This is a genomic window from Ornithinibacillus halotolerans, from assembly GCF_014637405.1.
Classification (GTDB): Bacteria; Bacillota; Bacilli; order Bacillales; family Amphibacillaceae; genus Ornithinibacillus; species Ornithinibacillus halotolerans.
Genome location: NZ_BMEY01000026.1, coordinates 25275 through 43724 on the forward strand (window position 1 = coordinate 25275; position 18450 = coordinate 43724).

20 protein-coding genes are annotated in these 18450 nt (G+C 35.4%); 6 read left to right on the forward strand and 14 right to left on the reverse strand.

The genetic code is table 11. The features are described 5' to 3' along the window. The first annotated feature begins 173 nt into the window (after window positions 1-173). From IEV35_RS18110 to opuFB, 6 genes are all read left to right on the forward strand, one after another. Window positions 174-944, forward strand: a complete 771-nt coding sequence (locus IEV35_RS18110; protein ID WP_188386066.1) for a serine/threonine protein kinase — start codon at window positions 174-176, stop codon at window positions 942-944. 384 nt (window positions 945-1328) lie between these two features. Continuing rightward, on the forward strand, window positions 1329-2048 hold the full coding sequence (locus IEV35_RS18115; protein ID WP_188386067.1) for an alpha/beta hydrolase: 720 nt from the start codon (window positions 1329-1331) through the stop codon (window positions 2046-2048). Between the two features lie 190 nt (window positions 2049-2238). After that, window positions 2239-2406: a signal peptidase II gene (locus IEV35_RS18120; protein WP_188386068.1), complete on the forward strand. Its 168-nt coding sequence runs from the start codon at window positions 2239-2241 to the stop codon at window positions 2404-2406. Further along, window positions 2379-2552 (forward strand): hypothetical protein, encoded by a 174-nt coding sequence (locus tag IEV35_RS18125; RefSeq protein WP_188386069.1) that lies wholly within the window; start codon window positions 2379-2381, stop codon window positions 2550-2552. Before IEV35_RS18120 ends, IEV35_RS18125 begins: the two co-directional genes overlap by 28 nt. A gap of 259 nt (window positions 2553-2811) precedes the next feature. After that, window positions 2812-3765 carry an ABC transporter ATP-binding protein gene (locus IEV35_RS18130; RefSeq protein ID WP_188386070.1) on the forward strand — a complete coding sequence of 318 codons (954 nt, stop codon included), beginning with the start codon at window positions 2812-2814 and terminating at the stop codon, window positions 3763-3765. After that, window positions 3758-5275: an osmoprotectant update ABC transporter permease/substrate-binding subunit OpuFB gene (opuFB, locus tag IEV35_RS18135; RefSeq protein ID WP_188386071.1), complete on the forward strand. Its 1518-nt coding sequence runs from the start codon at window positions 3758-3760 to the stop codon at window positions 5273-5275. Before IEV35_RS18130 ends, opuFB begins: the two co-directional genes overlap by 8 nt. Window positions 5276-5383: 108 nt before the next feature. Here opuFB and IEV35_RS18140 read toward each other — a convergent pair whose 3' ends face one another. The 14 genes from IEV35_RS18140 to IEV35_RS18205 form a co-directional block, all read right to left on the reverse strand. Further along, on the reverse strand, window positions 5384-6940 hold the full coding sequence (locus tag IEV35_RS18140) for an ROK family protein (RefSeq protein ID WP_188386072.1): 1557 nt from the start codon (window positions 6938-6940) through the stop codon (window positions 5384-5386). Further along, entirely contained in the window at window positions 6940-8031 is a 1092-nt protein-coding gene (locus IEV35_RS18145; protein ID WP_188386073.1) for an S-methyl thiohydantoin desulfurase family protein, read from the reverse strand. The genes IEV35_RS18140 and IEV35_RS18145 overlap by 1 nt, the downstream gene beginning before the upstream one ends. Beyond that, a complete protein-coding gene (locus IEV35_RS18150; RefSeq protein WP_188386074.1) occupies window positions 8028-9344 on the reverse strand; it encodes a purine-cytosine permease family protein in 1317 nt (438 codons plus the stop codon). The genes IEV35_RS18145 and IEV35_RS18150 overlap by 4 nt, the downstream gene beginning before the upstream one ends. Continuing rightward, window positions 9319-9933, reverse strand: coding sequence for a TetR/AcrR family transcriptional regulator (locus tag IEV35_RS18155; protein ID WP_188386075.1), 615 nt, complete (start codon window positions 9931-9933; stop codon window positions 9319-9321). Before IEV35_RS18155 ends, IEV35_RS18150 begins: the two co-directional genes overlap by 26 nt. Window positions 9934-10389: 456 nt before the next feature. Next, window positions 10390-10920 (reverse strand): hypothetical protein, encoded by a 531-nt coding sequence (locus IEV35_RS18160; RefSeq protein ID WP_188386076.1) that lies wholly within the window; start codon window positions 10918-10920, stop codon window positions 10390-10392. A gap of 1 nt (window position 10921) precedes the next feature. Continuing rightward, on the reverse strand, window positions 10922-11785 hold the full coding sequence (locus IEV35_RS18165; protein ID WP_188386077.1) for a gamma-glutamylcyclotransferase family protein: 864 nt from the start codon (window positions 11783-11785) through the stop codon (window positions 10922-10924). 63 nt (window positions 11786-11848) lie between these two features. Continuing rightward, window positions 11849-12766 carry a winged helix-turn-helix domain-containing protein gene (locus IEV35_RS18170; protein WP_188386078.1) on the reverse strand — a complete coding sequence of 306 codons (918 nt, stop codon included), beginning with the start codon at window positions 12764-12766 and terminating at the stop codon, window positions 11849-11851. 568 nt (window positions 12767-13334) lie between these two features. Next, window positions 13335-14153 (reverse strand): sensor histidine kinase, encoded by an 819-nt coding sequence (locus IEV35_RS18175; protein ID WP_229740800.1) that lies wholly within the window; start codon window positions 14151-14153, stop codon window positions 13335-13337. A gap of 109 nt (window positions 14154-14262) precedes the next feature. Then, entirely contained in the window at window positions 14263-15012 is a 750-nt protein-coding gene (locus IEV35_RS18180) for an ABC transporter permease (protein WP_188386080.1), read from the reverse strand. After that, window positions 15005-15922, reverse strand: a complete 918-nt coding sequence (locus tag IEV35_RS18185) for an ATP-binding cassette domain-containing protein (RefSeq protein ID WP_188386081.1) — start codon at window positions 15920-15922, stop codon at window positions 15005-15007. Before IEV35_RS18185 ends, IEV35_RS18180 begins: the two co-directional genes overlap by 8 nt. Window positions 15923-16016: 94 nt before the next feature. Then, window positions 16017-16697, reverse strand: a complete 681-nt coding sequence (locus tag IEV35_RS18190) for a response regulator transcription factor (protein ID WP_188386082.1) — start codon at window positions 16695-16697, stop codon at window positions 16017-16019. A 249-nt stretch (window positions 16698-16946) separates the two neighbouring features. Next, window positions 16947-17501, reverse strand: coding sequence for an SF0329 family protein (locus IEV35_RS18195; protein WP_188386087.1), 555 nt, complete (start codon window positions 17499-17501; stop codon window positions 16947-16949). An 80-nt stretch (window positions 17502-17581) separates the two neighbouring features. Further along, window positions 17582-17956, reverse strand: coding sequence for a hypothetical protein (locus IEV35_RS18200; protein ID WP_188386083.1), 375 nt, complete (start codon window positions 17954-17956; stop codon window positions 17582-17584). A gap of 157 nt (window positions 17957-18113) precedes the next feature. Beyond that, entirely contained in the window at window positions 18114-18323 is a 210-nt protein-coding gene (locus IEV35_RS18205; protein WP_188386084.1) for an alpha/beta fold hydrolase family protein, read from the reverse strand. Between the last annotated feature and the right edge of the window lie 127 nt (window positions 18324-18450).

Sequence of the window (18450 nt, forward strand, 5' to 3'; positions counted from 1 at the left end):
CCTTAATTGATGTCTAAGATGAATTGACTATTCTTTAGTATAACCTATACTCCCTTAACTCCCAATCAGTAACTTCCTGAGCAAATAATTGCCAACATTATTCTTAATCATTTACCATTATCATATCAAATATCGGCAAGTTACCACATCTTGCCCTTCAGAAGGATGATCTTATGCTACGTCCAATTCGGAGAGCTTACCAATTTGTTATGGATCACCCCATTAAGGATGGTCAATGCATACACCAACGTTATCTTATAAAGGAGCTACTTGGGGCTGGTAGCTATGGTATCGTGTATCTATGTGAAGACTTACAGACTCAGGACTGCAAAGTGGTTAAACAACTTCGACCTAGTAAGCGTAAAATGAAGAAAGAGCTTCAGCTATTCGAAAAGGAAAAAAGCCTTATTCAAAAACTTGATCATCCCCATATGCCAAAGTTCTACGAAGACTTTACTGAAAATGGAAATCTATTCTTTGTAATGAGCTTTATCGAGGGTGATAATCTTGATGAGGCAATCTTTTCCAAACAAATAAGCTTTCATGAACAAGAAGCTTTACAATTCGTTTCTAAATTACTTTCATTAGTTGAATACCTTCATCAAAGAAACATATATCATCTAGATTTAAGGATTCCAAATATCATCATTCAGAAGAACGAGCCATATGTAATAGATTTTGGGCTAGCAAAAGAAGTAATCGATCATGAAGTAGCAAAAGAAATGAAGCTCCAGGACTTTTATGACTTTGGGGATATTTTATTGTACTTACTTTATACAACATATCCTGCAAAAAAGAAAAAAGCCCTTCCATGGACAGAAGAACTTTCCTTACAACAAGAAACGGTCTATTTATTGAAGCGTTTATTACAAATTACTTCACCCTATACTACTATAGAAGACATTGGGATTGACTTTGATAAAGCAATGAAGGCAAATGAGTAGCAGAAATTTAACTAAACCAGCGTCTACGCTTGTAACGTTTACTTCCACTGAAAGGGTTGTGCTTATGCCCTCGACTGCTACTCCCGCCATAATAACGGCCAAACCTACGACTACTGCTACCCTTATAATAGTGTCTATGTCTCCGGCTACTACTTCCTGCCATATATTTAAGCTGTTTAATAATTTTTTTAAACATAGGATTCCTCACTTTACTCGTTGTATGTTCTAATTTTATTCTAACATACATGAATTTATCCAATGTTGTTTCACGCTTTTAATGGAACAATTACTAATTGTGTTTCCCACGGAGCAAAACCAAGCAAAAAATCATAAAATATAAGATAATAATAGTAGAAATAGTTACAAGTGAGAGAGGAGATTTGCATGATTGCATGTTTGCTAATTCACGGGTATACAGGTGGTCCATATGAATTAGGTCCACTTGCAGATTATTTGGATAAGCATACAGATTGGCATATCGTAGTGCCAACTCTAGCTGGTCACGGGACGGAGCTTCAATTGGAGGATACGACATATAAAGATTGGATAGATTCTGCAGAGAAATCGTTAATACAGCTAACGTCAAAGTATGATCAAATATATCTCATTGGTTTTTCCATGGGAGGTATGATTGCTGCCTATTTAGCAGCAAAGTATAATGTTAAAAAATTGGTCTTACTCGCCGCAGCCGGTAAATACCTCGATTTCAAACAGATTCATAAAGATATCCATGGGTTTATCAAAGAACGATTGAAAGGTGACTTGCAACATAATAAACTTTTCAACCATTATAAAAATAAGCTACCTCAAGTACCTTTTAAATCAAGCTTCGAATTTATGAAACTAGTGAATTATACACGTCCCTATTTAAAAGAAGTGGAAGTACCGGTTTTAATCGCCCAAGGACTTCAGGATGGATTAGTTCCTTATAAAACAGCTTATTACTTTGATGAAGAAATTAAATCCAAGCAAAAGGAACTCGTATTACTAGACCGCTCCAAGCATTTACTATGTTTAGGTGAGGATAAAGATACAGTTAATCAGATGGTTTATGAGTTTTTAATAAGGAATGACCATGAACAAATTCAAACTAAAATAAGTTAATTATAACTTCTGTGCTAGGCTTCATTACTCTGTTCGAGTCAAATGACCTAGCTTTTTCATTCTTTTTTAATCTACTTTTACTAGAGATTTGTATGAAGTAAATATGGACTCACCTTTAGAACATAGGGATTGATAGATTTTAAAAAGAAACCAATTTTTTATTTTGACTCTGTGAGATGGAGGACTATATATGGTGTTTTACATATTGGCCATTCTTGGCTTTATACTGGATCAAGCGACTAAACATATTGTTCGTCTTTACGTCGACATCAACGAAAGATTCACTCTATGGGGTATTGAATTTACTCATATTGAAAATAGTGGGATGGCGTGGATAGACTGTTGTATGGTGAAATGACAGATGTTATCATTCGTTCAGGTGGTGTTCTGAATATAGCTGACCACGCCATTGAACTTGGTGTTTTGCTACTCTTACTTTCCGTCATTACAGATTGGTTTAAAGAGAAGGGGATTATTTTGCTAAGAAAAGAAGTACTTCTATAACCCCACCCTTCCAACGAGGATACGATTTAATTATTCAATAAAGCCTAACTTGTAGGAATTTATTCTACTTCTTAGGCTTTTTATTATTCAATTAGATGAACAAATTTACTCAATAAATACCTAAGTGGTAATAATCTTTCATAGTTAGACAAAAACATAGTTATAAATAAAACTTTCTCCATCTGAATTCAGATATTTTCAAATCTAAGCACACTATGAAATAATACAACTAACTAAAAATGAAAAAGGAGTTACTTTAATGATTTCATTTGAAAATGTTAGTAAGAAGTACCAAGATGGAACAGCCGCGGTTGATTCCATCAGTTTTACGGTCCAAAAAGGAGAATTTTTTGTTTTGATTGGTCCCAGTGGTAGTGGGAAGACAACTACATTAAAAATGATGAACAAGCTCATTCCCCTTACAGAAGGATTTATTTATATCAATGGCAAAAAAATAAGTGATTATAACATTCATGAATTGCGTTGGAATATTGGGTATGTGCTCCAACAAATTGCCCTTTTTCCACATATGACGATTGAAGAAAACATTGCCATTGTACCGGAATTGAAAAACTGGCAAAAAGACAAAACAAGAAAACGAGTAACTGAATTATTACAGATGGTTGGTTTAGAACCAGAGGTTTACCGTAATCGAAAACCGAAAGAACTATCTGGTGGAGAACAACAACGAGTTGGTGTCGTTCGCGCCCTAGCTGCTGACCCAGATATCATTTTAATGGATGAGCCATTTAGTGCGCTTGATCCTATTAGTCGAGAAAAATTGCAAGAAGATATTATTCACCTACAAAAAGCAATCAAGAAAACCATTGTATTTGTGACACACGATATGAACGAAGCATTAAAGTTAGCCGATCGTATTTGTTTAATGAATCACGGGAAAATTGTCCAGGTTGGAACGCCTGAGGAGATTATTCATCATCCCAACAATAAATTTGTGAAAAATTTCGTCGGGAAATCAACCTCCTTACAATCTAGTTTTCTTTTAGAAGATATTTTGACACCTGTAGAAGATAAAAATCAGACCCCAACTATTCCAGTTTCAGCGACTTTAGAGGAAGTTTTAAAAGAATTATCGACACAAGAAGAAATCCTGGTAGAAAAAGATGGGATTGCAGTTGGTACGGTGAATAGACAATCGCTCATTCAGTATTTCTTCAGTGAATTAGGGAATGGAGGAAATGTGAATGACTAACTTAATAGAAGTATTTCAACGCCGACAAGATGAATTGATACAAGCATTATTAGAGCATATTCAGATTTCCTTTATTGCGTTATTTTTTGCGGTCGTTATTGCAGTACCTATAGGTATCTATTTAACAAAAAAAGTACGATTGGCCGAGAGTATAATTGGGATAACCGCTGTGTTACAGACAATTCCTTCTCTAGCGTTATTAGGATTAATGATTCCAATGTTTGGAATTGGGAAGATTCCCGCCATCATCGCCCTTGTTGTTTATGCCCTCCTCCCTATTCTACGTAATACGTATACAGGAATTAAAGAGGTAGACCCGTCATTAATAGAAGCTGCGAAAGCTATGGGGATGAACACAACGAAGCGATTAATAAAGGTAGAATTACCACTAGCCATGCCAGTTATTATGGCTGGAATCCGAACAGCTATGGTATTAATAGTTGGTACTGCTACACTTGCTGCTCTAATTGGAGCGGGAGGCTTAGGAGATATTATTTTACTCGGAATCGACCGCAATAATAGTTCATTAATTATCCTTGGTGCTATACCTGCAGCATTACTAGCGATTGCTTTTGATTTCTTATTACGAAGCATGCAAAAGCTAAGCTATAAAAAGTCATTAGCTACGATTGGTATCATAGTTGTGTTAACCGTTAGCATTATGGTTATACCTAGTTGGTTAAAAAATGACGAGGACCGCATTGTTATTGCTGGAAAACTAGGTTCTGAACCAGAAATTCTCATTAATATGTATAAAATATTAATTGAGGATGAAACGAATCTAATAGTTGAATTGGAGCCTAGTCTTGGAAAAACCTCTTTCCTATTTAATGCTTTACAGTCAGGTAGTATTGATATTTATCCTGAATTTACAGGAACAGCTGTCTCTCAATTTCTAAATGAAACAGCAGTAAGTAATGACAGACAAGAAGTTTACCAGCAGGCTTACGATGGTTTATTAGAACAATTTGATTTAGTTTTCCTTCAACCGATGCAATTTAACAACACATATGCATTAGCCGTTTCCTCACAATTTGCAGAAATCCATCAAGTGGAAACTATTTCTGATTTGCGTGGTATCGAAGAAGATGTAAAGGCTGGTTTTACGTTAGAATTTACGGATCGTGAAGATGGCTATATCGGAATCCAAAATTTATATGGATTAGTATTCCCTGATCTCGTTACGATGGAACCTAAACTACGTTACAACGCAATTGAACAAGGGGATATTAATTTACTTGATGCTTATTCTACAGATAGTGAATTGAGGAGATATAATTTAACCGTATTACAAGATGACCTGGAGCTATTCCCTCCATACCAAGGTGCACCTTTACTCAGGAAGGAAACGTTAGAATCCTTCCCTGAACTAGAGGATATTTTAAATCAACTCGCAGGCAAAATAACCGATGATGAAATGCGTGAAATGAACTATCAAGTTGCAGTGGAAGGAAAAAGTGCTAGTGAAGTAGCTCGAGAATTTCTGGAAGATGAAGGATTAATTGAGTGATTGTATAGTTGCAGAACTTCTACAATTTTAATTAACAAGCTTCTCCCCCTTTACAAAAGAAGGCTCTAGTAATTCATTAATAAGAATTACTAGAGCCTTTATTATCTATTAATCAATCGCCAAATCCCCAGCTGCTTTTACTTTCACTCTTGTAGCATTTCCTGGTAAATAAGCAAGCGGTACATTTTCCATATCGACAATTTCTACTTTTTCACTGTCAGCTCCTGCTTTAATTGTTTCCGTAATAGCTAACTGTTTTGCTTTGTTTAGAATCTCTTCTCTATTTTCTTTACTAATAGAAAAGATTTTTTCTATTTCACCACTTATTTGTGAAATTGCTGAGCCAATTGCATTTGCAACGCCACCATTTTCTGGTTGGTAAACTTTCGAAGCACCTTTTAATTTATCTGGGAACAGTACACTTCCTCCACCAACTAATACAACAGGAATATCGTCCCCACTTGTTTTCACTTTGTCGATTGCTTCTTCTACCATTTCAACCATCTGATTGTAAATCGCTTCTAACAGTTCTTTATCAAGATGTGCTACCCTATCCGGATTACCGAGATTCATTTTCCCTAAAGCTACAGCAACATCTGTTGTTGTAAGTGTGGAACCTCCAAATACAATTGCTTCCTCCAAAAGTCTATGACCAACACTGTCTGGCCCAATTGTAATGGAATCCCCATCTACACGGATAATAGTCCCTCCACCTAATCCAATTGAGTTAATATCTGGCATACGGAAGTTCGTACGCACCCCACCTAACTCAACTGCAATTGATGATTGTCTTGGGAATCCTTTTACTAACACCCCAACATCAGATGTTGTTCCACCGACATCAACGATGATAGCATCTTTGTTATCAGATAAGAAAGACGCACCACGTAAACTATTCGTTGGACCACAGGCAACCGTTAGAATCGGATATTTTAATGTATATTCTTTTGACATTAACGTTCCATCGTTTTGACAGAAGAAAACTTTTGCATCAATTCCATTATTTCCTAATGCTTTTTCAAAACCTTCTGCTGTCATTCTAGCAACATTAATAATAGAAGCATTAAGAATCGTAGCATTTTCTCTTTCTATTAAACCAATGCTTCCAACTTCACTAGATAGAGAAATAGATACGTCTTCCCCTAATACATCCCGTAAAATTTCTGCGGCTCTTAATTCATGCGTTTTGTTAACAGGTGAAAAAATGGATGTTACAGCTATAGAGTCTACGTTACCTTCTAATTCTTTAGCAATCGTACGAATATGATCCTCGTTTAAAATCGAAATTTCGTCACCATTAAATTCATGGCCACCCTCTACGATATACATATAGTTACCTAGGATATTTTTTAAATCATCTGGAACACCGGCAAGTGGTTTAATAGCAGTTCCGGCTGGAGCACCTATTCTAATAATCGCCACACGATTCAATTTCTTTCTTTCTACTATAGCATTCGTACATTGTGTCGTTCCGAGCATAGCAAATTTGATTTTTTCCCCATCAATGTTTGCTTCTTTCACTAACTGGTTAATCGTATTATAAATACCTGTTTCAACATCTTCAGTTGTCGGTGTTTTTAAAGAGTGTATGACATTCATTTGCTCATCTAAAAGCACACCATCTGTATTAGTACCACCAACATCAATACCTAAGCGATAATTCATTATTTACCCCTCGCTTTCATTAGATTTTCTACAGGTGTAAAGTCATGATCGTATCCGAAATAACGAGGACCTGCTACTTCAATTCCTTTTTCTGTACGCCATTTCTCATCAGCAGGTATACCAATTACGGTTACCCTTGCTCCATAACGTAGCCCTTCTGTTGTAACTGGTAATGCGGTTTCTGTGTCTAGTACACAGATTAAATCCGGTGTGATGCAAAGTACTTGGTCATCTGTTTTTGCAATAAGGTTCTCATTTTGGAATTCTAGGTAACAATTTTCACCTTTGTCGTTGCCTAATCCTTCGATTTTTGCTGTTCCACGGACAAAACCACCATCCGTATTTCGTTCAATATCCGTTACTTTACCAGTGAATAATGTAAAACCACCTAATAATTTCAATACTTCTTCGATTGGATTTTGCTTATTATATTTTGCTTCTTTTATCGTACGGCCAATGTTTTCTTCCAATGTTAACGAACGATAAATAGCTGATTCTTTTACTTGCTTTCCATTCATTGGATAAATAGCATTCATGATGGAACCGCCCATAACCATCGTTGCAGAGCGGGCAATTTTTTCAGCCCATTTCCCATCAATTGCATTTAAGACCATGTTATTTCCTTTTTCATCTGCTAACACCATTGGAGTTGTACTCACTCCATTTAAGTAAAATGTCACCATTTGTAATTCTGGGAAAGCTCGTCCCATCCCGTCTGCATCTACAACCGGTAATCCAATGGAAGCCGCTAGTGCAAGTGGTAATAGTGAGTTCACCCCACCCGCTTCAATCGGCATCGTTGCTTTAATCTTTTTATTCAACACTTTTTCTAATGCTTTAAAAGCTACAAGTGCTTCTTCCCCACTTGGTATCTTTTCTATCATGACAGTAGGTGCACCCATCATTGCAGAAGGAACAATAACATCATCATCTGCAATTTCATCGACATCTAATAATTGTACTGGACCATGCTCTTCAATTGCTTGCAGGGCCATCATTTTTCCAACAAATGGATCCCCTCCACCACCAGTACCTAATAACGCTGCTCCGATAGCGATATTTTCAATTTCTTCTTTTCCAATTAATCTCATGCTGCATCCTCCTTGATGGTTTCTGTTTTATTTTTCAAAAAATATCCAATAACTAGTTGCAAAATAAAGGCTACTAGAAATGCATCAATTCCAGATGAACCAGTTATACTAAATAAGCCAAACCCTGTTGGACTTGGTGTTGTCATAAATGCAATAATTGTTGCAACAACCCAAGTTAACATACTGTAAACTCTAATGTTTTCAATTTTATCGATATTGTTGTAATGATACACGCGATGTCTTAAAATAAAGTCTGCTGTATAAACTCCTCCAATTGGTGGGATTAACACACTTAGAACACTTAAGAATGGAATAAAATGATCGTAAATTCCAGCCACTGCTAAGGCAGTTCCAATTATCCCAGCAATGATCGTAATAATGTACTTCGGAACTTTTTTGAAAATAACTGAAAAGCCTAAAGAAGAAGAATAAATATTCGTATTATTCGTTGTCCATTGCGCAAGAATTAACACAAGCATTCCACCTGTTCCCCAGCCAATTCCAATCATAATTGCAACAACATCGACTTCACTTGTTGCCTTTGCAAGAATCGAGGCAATGATAAGGACAACACTATAACCGATAAAATAACTTAGAAACGATGAAATAACTGCATCTTTTGCTGTTTTTGCATATCTGGAAATATCAGGACCAATTATTGCACCAACTGCAAGTGACCCGATAACGGTAGAAATACCAACCCCAATTGTTAATGGATCTGCTGATAAAGCCATTCCATTTAATTCATCAAAAGTAAAACTTTTTGAAACGATGTAAGTTGATCCGATTAATAAGACAGCTAGTAATGGTACTGCAACAATACTTAATTTTTCAATTGCCGCGTATCCGATACAAGCAGTAAGTGTCATCAACGCGCCACCGATTATCATTAATAATGCCGGTGATACGTCTAAACCAAACACATCGACTATAACTTTATTTAAGCTGGAACCAAATAAATCAAGTTGTACCCCAAACCAACCAAATAAAGAAATAGCAATGACGACAGAAACTGCAATTGAACCATATCTTCCAAGTGCAAAGGAAGAAACTAATGCTGTAGATAAACCAGTTTTAGCCCCGACAATTACACAAAGTGCACTAAGTATTGATAAAAGAAAAGTACCAATTAATGAAACAATAATTGCCTCTTGTAAACTTAATCCACTACCTAATGCTCCACCAAGAGCAGTCGCGGATAGAGCGATAATTCCAGCAATCCACACCATCGTTTGTTTGAACCAACCTTGTCTTTTTTCCTCAGGAACTGCCGTTAATTCATAGTCTTCAATAAGTTTTTTGTTCTCCTCCATTTTGCACACTCCCTATTTTTAGTTGTAAGTATTGATTCATTAAGTTTGTTGCGTGCGTGAGATTGTTTTTCACATCTTCGTCGTTGTAGATAACGACACCCCAAAATAACCCATTCCCAAGAAAAATAAAGTGATCTATAATTTCTTTTACTTCTTTGTAATGTAGATGTGGATATCTAACTCGTATCTCATCTGTCAACTGTTCAACTAGCCATTCATTATAATTTTCTAGATACTTCTGTACTTCCACTTTAATTTCCGGAATTTCCGAATTTACCATCAACACATATGCCTGTGTTTCATCTTGATAAGAACGATGATGAAACACCAAGCTGTTGAATAATTCAGAAAATACAACGTTTATAGAAGTGTGCTGCTCTTTTTCAAAGACTGCCCTCATACTTGAAAAATGATGATTCAAAATCATCCTCATTGCTTCGATTACAAGCTCTTGTTTGTTTGGGAAAAAATGATAAATTGATGCTGGCTTAATTCCAACTTCTTCTGCTATTTTCCGCATGGAAGCACCTTGATAACCGAATTTTGCGACATTTTTAATAGTAGCTTGTACTAATTTTTCCTTAGTCATCTTCTCCCCCTAACTAACGTTTGTTAGGTAATGTTAGCACCCTTTTTCTATATCGTCAATATATTTTCAAAATTTATTTAAATTGAATTATCATGAAAATGCTTACAATTTATACTACATCTGAATGCAGCTTTTTATCTTTTGTTTTTGCAGTTAGTGGTGGTGGATCTGAAATTTTCCTGAAATGGGCGTTCATTGGGGATGAGTGATGGTTGTTTTGAATTTATTACTGTAACAGGCAGTCGTTTAGGCGATCAGTGACGATTGGTCCGAATTTTCCACCATAACGGGCACTCATTAAGGTGATGAGTGACGGTTGGTCCAAAATTTTCACCGCAACGGGCAGTCATTACGGTGATGAGTGACGGTTGAACAGAATTTTCCACCGCAACGGGCACTCATCCCAAATAAATTGGGGACAGTACCTATTTTCTTGGACTGTCCCCCATTCCTAACCTACTTACTGTCCAAATGCCCAGATATTTCATACTGCTTACTCCACAATGAGAATTCCTTCGTGTAAACTGATGTGCATACTTCTATATCATTCTTAAACTCTTCTAAAACTGGAAGTTGATTGGCAATTGTCGAACCTCTAAACACTGAAAGCATGATTTTATGACTACCTTCAATTGTTTTCACATAATTATATAATTCTTGTCTTTTATGTTGCGGGATATCATACAACTCAACAAAATCATCCTTCTCTGTTTCCAAATACTGATTTGTTAATTCTCGCAATTTGTTATCTTTCAACACATACAGTCCAACCATCACTAGCGCATCTTCCAACATATTTTCTACTGTTGGAATCCATGTGACACGTTTTTCTACCATTTCTTTATGCTCACTGAATATATCCATTGGTACTAACACCCAAGCTGGACGATTATTTTCAGAAAGATATAATACATGGGATATATTCAAAATGCCTCCATCATATGAATGTTTCTGACCAACTAAAATTTGTGCAGTAAACGTACCCATACTACATTCCTCCTATTTTGCTAGTATTTTTTAATATATTGATATACTTAACAAGACTAGATACATAGTCTTCAGACAAGTAACCTTTGGCTCCTCTTAAAATTTCCATTTCATAAGCAATAGGTGGCACAACTTCTTCTTGTTTTCTTTTGACTGTAAATGTTAATGCTTCTATTTCTAGACCATCTAGAAGAAATCTAACAAAAGTTGGACGATAGACATGTGGTGCACCTTCTCTTCCGTACAAATAATTTAAAGCCTCACGATCAATCTTATAAATCTTACCTTCAACTACTCCACCATCTTCCACAATATCAGCTCGACCTAAGCCATCAAATGTTGAACGGTGTGTAAATTTTAAGGAATAGTTAGGCAGTACCCCAACTCCAACGACCTCCTTAAAGTATCTCTCTACACCTGCTTTTTTAAATCGAAGGCTATCCATACAGCTACCATATGCAAAATAAAGAAACGAATCATTTTGCTTTAGCAAGTTGTATTCCTTCCAATCTCCATTAGAGATTTTCTTTTTCAATAGACTATCCAGATGAGCAACATATACGTAAGCACGATATTTTCCTTTATCTGTATAAATAATTTGCTCCAATCGATTGTATAAATTATTGACACCACCTTCTTGATAGCCCTCAAGTTCATCCAGTCTAGCTAGGTCGGTATCGCTCACTTCATAAAGTTCACCGTACACTATAGAACTATTGGAAGGTGCTAAAGCCGGGTAACTCATTCCTGTATCAAATAAAACTCCATTCGTCCATGCTTGTTCCGCGAGACATTTAGCATCTTTCAACAAGTAATCATTTCTTTCTCCACGGCGCAATGTTCCATAAACAAAAACCTTCAACATATTACCAACTCCTTTACTTTGATAATCTAAGTATAAAAAAGAAAGGTTGGGACTCACCCAACCTTACTGAATTCGTGTTGTTACAATGACATTAATAGAATTCCAAATATATCCTTGCCCTCGTTTGGAGATTATTGGATTTTCTTCTACTCCTATACAACGCCTCAACTTTTGATTTATGTTTGATATATATGATTTTACCGTTTTCGGATTCGGGTTATTCTTTTTTTCTTCCCACACCTTTCTGGCAATATCATCTATTGTAACTGGGGTTTTTCGTTCTAAAATATATCTTAAAATCTCCGCTTCTCTTCTTGGAAACACTAGCGTATCCGCAGGTCCTGTGAAAGTTGCTCGAAATTCGACAAGATCTAATTTCCCTTGATTAGAATCAACTTCATTATTGAAGTCTTGAGAAGTTTCAAATGTCATTAATTCACTTGTTCCATCTGGATAATGAGCTATTGTACGAAATTCCCCATTTTGCGTAATCAGTGCTTTTGCCTCTTTTATTTCAGTCGAAAAATCATTTTCTTTATCCAATTGGTTAGCTCGTTCGAAATTTTCATATGCCTTTCCATCATCAGCTAAATAATAGTAAGCTTTAGACAAAGACAAATGTGTTCGGATTAATTTCGTATTCGATAATTCTTCCTTATTTATCTTTTCAAAATAACGTACCGACTTTTGATGACGACCTAATTCATAATGAATATGTCCTAATCGATAAAGAGATTCAATATGGTTTGGAAAAATCTCTAACACTTCTTTAAATAACTTCTCTGCATTCATTAAGTTCATATCCACTAGCTTTTGATCCGTTCCACTTTTTACTAATAAATTAGCAAGTTCTATTTTGTATGTTGGATTTTCCGGATATTCCTGTAATAATTTACGATATAGTTGTATGCCTTGAGTTAGCCAGGCAGATTCATCAATCAATCCCTCTTTATTTTTCCAGTTCATTATTTGCTTTTGCAAAGGATATTCCTCCTTATGGGTTTAGCCCTTTAGTCCCTTTTACGCCGCCCTACCAATTATCTTATGGCCAATTCTTTCCATACTTGGTATAAAAAACTATAATATGTTCACCGCATCCTTTGTAAGTGCTATAGTCATTCTTTACTATGGACTGTTAAATATCTTATTAGCACCAGGTGATCCATGGGCAATGTTCCCAGCGTTTGTCGTACTTTGGTGGTCACTGACAATTTATCATGTCAAGAGAAGGTCATACTTTTCATACTCCGTGAGTGCCACTATCTTTATAAGTCTATTTTTTATTTGCATTAATGTATAATTCCCCAGTTTGCCAACCAAAGCTATTACTAGTTAGTTGATTTTCCCAGTTATGCACTAATATCCGTATGATTTTCTTCTTCACACTCTCCAACCATACATATGCAATAATTGTTCGATTGAATACTACATTGTTTGATGACGACTTTGACTAATCACACTAAATAAAAACAAAAAAAGAAAGTTCATGCAATATAACTTTCCCTTCCTTCCTGTTCCTCTATTGTATTAATCACCTAACTCTACCACTCTAATCCCACTTCCTAAACGATACCTCAAGAATAAACTCATTGTCACGGACATAAGCAACTGCTTTTCCGCCTTGTATCGTAATCAATTGTTGAACAATATGAAGGCCTAATCCAAGCTGGTTCCCGGTTCTACTTTGGTCTAATCGAAATGTTCGATTAAAAATATGGTGAAGTTCTGAAACATTTAACTCCCCCACATCATTTACTGCCCGTAACGTAATATATTCTTCTTCCTCGATAAAGCTAATCTTTAAATAACTCTTTGCATAGTGTAAAGCATTCTGAACAATGTTGGTTACTATCCGAACGAGTGCTTTATGATCCGCAAGTACTGGGTACATTTGCCCTTCTTCCAGATTCACATCTAAGTGCTTTTTCTCCATTTCATCATAGAATAATAACATCGTTTCGCCAACTACTTGATTTAAAAGTTGTTTTTCCATTAATAGCTTCTTATCGGAGGAGTCAAGCTGAGAAATTTCATAAAACAAATCAACAATCATTGTAAGATTATCTATCTTTTTTTGAATGATCGTTAAATACTCTTGTCGTTCCGCTTCCGAAATAGAAGGATCTGTTAATAACTCTGAAAATCCTTGAATGGATGTGATTGGTGTACGCAAATCATGAGAGATATTCGTAATTTCTTGTTTTAATTCCTTCTCTTTTCGTTCGATCGACTGTTGATTTTGTTTATAGGATTGAATAAGCTGATTGATTTCTGAAGCAAACCGGGCTAAGTTTTTATTTTGTGTATTTGTACGAACTAATTCATTTGTTCCGAAGTTCTCATTGATGTTCTTTACTTGTTTCGTCATCTTCCGGATGTCCCATTGGAGTAATAGAATCCTCATACCTGCTACAAAAAGTAAGAAAATCAAAATTCCTATAATCAACCAGCTATCCACTTCCATACATCCCTTCACATCAATCGATGTTTTGTTTTGAAAATCTATTTGTCGCAACTAGTAATGCAATTAAGGTTATCATCGTACCAACTAGCCAATATTTTAAATCTAGTTGCATGGCATTATCTACATAGTTTGATAAATTATCACTTAATAGAAAGCTCGGTGCATATTGATATAACTCATCTAATCCTGAAAATGGACGAAAAATGACTCGTAGCAAATTGCTAGAGTATCCATACATAAACACGAGTATGATAACCATAAGGACATCTCCCACATGAAGCATCTTTAATGAATGAGTTAGAACAAATCCACTAAGCACAATCGGAGCCATATTTATACATGCAATAAGAAAATTTTGGACGGAGTCTTGATTACTTGTTAGCATCGTTTCCCCGAGCACAATGGTTAATATAATCCCAACAACACAGACAAGTACAAAATAACTTAAACTTAAGATTAACTTAGACCAAAAAATAGTATTTCGTGATATTCCAAAAGAAATAGATTGTTTCAGTAGGGACAAATCTTTCCCAGTTAAAGCAGAATTATACAGTACTCCAATGATGATAATGACTACTCCTGAAGCAATTACATTGGAATTGAAAAACTCACTCGTACCATATGGGAAATTTGCGTCCGTCTTATCAAAATAGTATAGTATCCAACCAGCCGCAGATATCAACCCAAAACAAATCATAGTCGTTACATATAAGCCTTTTTTACGTAGAAGACGATAGGATTCACTTTTCATATAATTAATCATTATTTTTCCCCTCCACTAATCCTAAGAAATATTCTTCTAGATTCAGTGCTTCCATGCGGAATTCTTTCACCATTACACCATGTTCAACTAACATATGATTAATGCTTCCACCTTTTTCCACATGATTTTCAATAATGATTTGGTTATTTGGTAGAACTTTAAATTGGATATCTGCATATGCTTGTTCCAGTAAACGAGCTGCTTTTGCAGAATCATCAACGGTTAGTAATAACTGCTTTCTACTCTTTTGTTCCAGTGATTCTCGCGTTAAATCTTCTACGATAACGCCATTTTTAATGAATACGAACCGTTTTGCTAGTAATTTTAATTCCGTTAATATGTGACTGGAAATTAAGATCGTTATTTGATTTTCTTCATTAAGTTTCATTAATAGTTTGCGGATTTCCATTATTCCTTCTACATCTAAGCCGTTAATTGGCTCATCCAGAACTAAACAATCAGGACTGCTTAACAGACAAAGTGCAATGCCTAGTCGTTGCTTCATCCCCATAGAATAGTCTTGAAACTTTTTTCTCTTTTCGTTTGCTAGCCCAACAATTTCTAGCACTGTGTATATACGTTTTTTGTCAGCAATACCACGTTGAATACGAAAGTACTCCAAGTTTTGAATTGCTGTAAAATCCGGGAAAAATGTAGGTGTTTCAATCATAAATCCCATTCTCTTTCTCGCATAATCTAGATCTTTACCAGATTTACCAAATAATTGAATCTCACCCATTGTTGGCAATAGTTGACCAGCAAGTAGTTTTAACATAGTTGACTTTCCAGCACCATTTTTTCCAATTAGTGCACAGATTTCCCCTTTTCTTAAGGAGAAATTAAGTGGTTTAATCACTTCAACGTCTTTAAACTTTTTCGTAAGTCGATATGTCTGTATAATACTATCCATCTCTTTGACTCCTTTACTTAACTTCTTATACATACAGTTTAGCTTACAAGATTTTAATATCCTTTAAGCAAAACATAAAGAATTCATAAAGAAGTCACACGAGCATGAACCCAGCACCCCAAATTGTCTTAATATATTCTTCAGATGTTAATTCAGAAAACTTCTTCCGGAGATTAGAAACGTGAACGCTAATCGTATTATCATCACCATAATATGTACCTTTCCAAATGCTTTCGTATATTTCCTTTTTAGACAGTGCCCGTTCAGGGTTTTGCATGAAAAATGAAATCATATCAAACTCAGCATTAGTCAACTGCAACTCGTGCCCATTTAAGGTCACTAATCGTTCTTCAATATTATTCTTCAGTCCACGCCACTCTAGTTCTGTTTGCTGTGTAGGGAGAAAACTAGCTTTCCGTAATTGTACTTCGACTCTAGCCAATACTTCCTCTTGGTGGAATGGTTTCGTTATATAATCGTCTGCACCCATTTTTAATACTTGGACTTTATTCTCTATATCGCTTTTTGCAGATATTACAATGATTGGTATGGAACTCTTCTCCCTCACTTCGCGGATGAGTTCTTCCCCACTTTTCCCTGGTAACATCAAATCTAACAAAATTAAATCAAACGTATTATTTTGTAACTGCAACAAGCCTTCTGTACCGGAATATGCTTGAACTGTTTCGATATTGGCTTTCCTTAAAATGACACGTAGCAACATACTAATTTCTTGATCATCTTCTATAATTAATATTTTTTTACCAGTTTCCATTGCAATCACCTGTTTTTATTAAAATTGTGCTTTACGTTACCGTTATACAACGTTACTCTATTAAGTTAAACTATTAACCTCTTTTTATATTAGCATAATTTTCTAATAGGATAATTTGATTTATTTAAAAATCTAAAAAATTAGAATGCACTTCTGAAGTCTTAACTTAATAAATAAAAACTAGCACGGTGATTATGTAGTACTCACTGTGCTAGTTTCATACGAAAGAGAAATGGTCTGCCATAATTCTCATTCACAACGTGTTATTCTCTCCACATCACATCTTAAGTTGTAAAAGTGCACAATTAACGGATGTGTATCTGTAGGGAAATTTAATTTTTCTAATCTTCGTTTGCCTAATCTTCTATCCAACATCGAATATGCCCTAATAATGACATTATCTGAATTCATTGCTTGCTCAATAGACAGAGATCCATATTCCATAAATGGAACATAAAGGTGATAACTGCCAAAAATGTTTTGATTAATCATGATTTGTTCAGCAGTTTCTGATGCCTTGATTAGTTCTTGTCGTTCTTTGGAATTAAACATGTCGTTCCAATCCGGATGATAAGGAATTTCTTCTAACTGCTTTTCTTCTTTCATTTGTTGGTATAGTTTCTCATGCTTTACCACATATGTAAGGTCAGAAGCACTTAATATTTCTTTCTTATCAAAGGTAATCCATACCCTGCTTGGTCCATCATGGGATTTCCGATAGATTGTTGCATATATTTGGATTCTTCCTTTTAATTTGTCACATAAAAAACGTTCTAAGGTTGTTTTTGTTTTACTCCATTGCATAACTCTCACCATCACTACTCTATAAGAATTTAAACCTAAATTTGTATCAATAACCATTAAATAAAGATATGTAATTATCACTAAGGTAGTTTAAGATCAACCTTATACATCACATCTTCATATACATCCACATATCGTCCTTTAACCCCTAATTTTACTACCTCAATAAAATACCCAATTTGAAAAACATCCTCATCCTGGGCATTTTTAAAAATTAGTTTATAATCTGGTGATGGATAATCCATATCTGCAGTGGAATGGGTTATCGCCTTGTTAAGCTCCTCTATTAGTTCATCAATCCACTCTTTATCCTCAATAGTGGTGACGAAGGAATTATCCTTCCATACATATACTTCAATACTCATTATCTCTTCAGTTAAATCGAGATTCTTATTTTGACATCCTACGAGACTGATGATCAGAAACAAAATAACAAACAGAACTCCTCTTTTCATAATCACACTCCAAAAAAGTTTCTATTAACTCTTGTCAATTTCTAACCGTTCAGGACAGATACACCTAAAATTTTCTTTAATACGTTTATATTTCGATTATACAATATAGTAGCATCCACATTCGACGTTTTCCAAGCTATATACTCATGCTATATTTTCACTTTTTTTCGGACTCGTTACTAACCTTTCTAAGGAAAGTGATTAGTTGATCATCGGTTTCCTTTGCAGAAGTTCCGAGCCAAATTAAATGACCCCATGTATCTAGCATAATAATTGGAGAAGATGGAATATGATCATGTGCAGTATGTGCATGTTCGATAGGTACCGAACGATCATGGTTACTATTCTTAAATGTTATACAAGTCATAATCAAAACCACCAGTGTGAACTGGTGGTTTGCTCTGCGGCTTGAAGCCTCTGTTACCGGCCTTGGCCTTAAAGGCCCACTGAATGGTTTCCCCTTACGCACCACATCCACACACTGATTCTAAAGA

Excerpts from the sequence above, each read along its gene's own strand:
- IEV35_RS18110 (WP_188386066.1), top strand. The coding sequence starts at position 174 with ATGCTACGTCCAATTCGGAGAGCTTACCAATTTGTTATGGATCACCCC.
- IEV35_RS18115 (WP_188386067.1), top strand. The coding sequence starts at position 1,329 with ATGATTGCATGTTTGCTAATTCACGGGTATACAGGTGGTCCATATGAA.
- IEV35_RS18120 (WP_188386068.1), top strand. The coding sequence starts at position 2,239 with ATGGTGTTTTACATATTGGCCATTCTTGGCTTTATACTGGATCAAGCG.
- IEV35_RS18130 (WP_188386070.1), top strand. The coding sequence starts at position 2,812 with ATGATTTCATTTGAAAATGTTAGTAAGAAGTACCAAGATGGAACAGCC.
- opuFB (WP_188386071.1), top strand. The coding sequence starts at position 3,758 with ATGACTAACTTAATAGAAGTATTTCAACGCCGACAAGATGAATTGATA.
- IEV35_RS18140 (WP_188386072.1), bottom strand. The coding sequence starts at position 6,940 with ATGAATTATCGCTTAGGTATTGATGTTGGTGGTACTAATACAGATGGT.
- IEV35_RS18145 (WP_188386073.1), bottom strand. The coding sequence starts at position 8,031 with ATGAGATTAATTGGAAAAGAAGAAATTGAAAATATCGCTATCGGAGCA.
- IEV35_RS18150 (WP_188386074.1), bottom strand. The coding sequence starts at position 9,344 with ATGGAGGAGAACAAAAAACTTATTGAAGACTATGAATTAACGGCAGTT.
- IEV35_RS18155 (WP_188386075.1), bottom strand. The coding sequence starts at position 9,933 with ATGACTAAGGAAAAATTAGTACAAGCTACTATTAAAAATGTCGCAAAA.
- IEV35_RS18160 (WP_188386076.1), bottom strand. The coding sequence starts at position 10,920 with ATGGGTACGTTTACTGCACAAATTTTAGTTGGTCAGAAACATTCATAT.
- IEV35_RS18165 (WP_188386077.1), bottom strand. The coding sequence starts at position 11,785 with ATGTTGAAGGTTTTTGTTTATGGAACATTGCGCCGTGGAGAAAGAAAT.
- IEV35_RS18175 (WP_229740800.1), bottom strand. The coding sequence starts at position 14,153 with ATGACGAAACAAGTAAAGAACATCAATGAGAACTTCGGAACAAATGAA.
- IEV35_RS18180 (WP_188386080.1), bottom strand. The coding sequence starts at position 15,012 with ATGATTAATTATATGAAAAGTGAATCCTATCGTCTTCTACGTAAAAAA.
- IEV35_RS18185 (WP_188386081.1), bottom strand. The coding sequence starts at position 15,922 with ATGGATAGTATTATACAGACATATCGACTTACGAAAAAGTTTAAAGAC.
- IEV35_RS18190 (WP_188386082.1), bottom strand. The coding sequence starts at position 16,697 with ATGGAAACTGGTAAAAAAATATTAATTATAGAAGATGATCAAGAAATT.
- IEV35_RS18195 (WP_188386087.1), bottom strand. The coding sequence starts at position 17,501 with ATGCAATGGAGTAAAACAAAAACAACCTTAGAACGTTTTTTATGTGAC.
- IEV35_RS18200 (WP_188386083.1), bottom strand. The coding sequence starts at position 17,956 with ATGAAAAGAGGAGTTCTGTTTGTTATTTTGTTTCTGATCATCAGTCTC.
- IEV35_RS18205 (WP_188386084.1), bottom strand. The coding sequence starts at position 18,323 with ATGACTTGTATAACATTTAAGAATAGTAACCATGATCGTTCGGTACCT.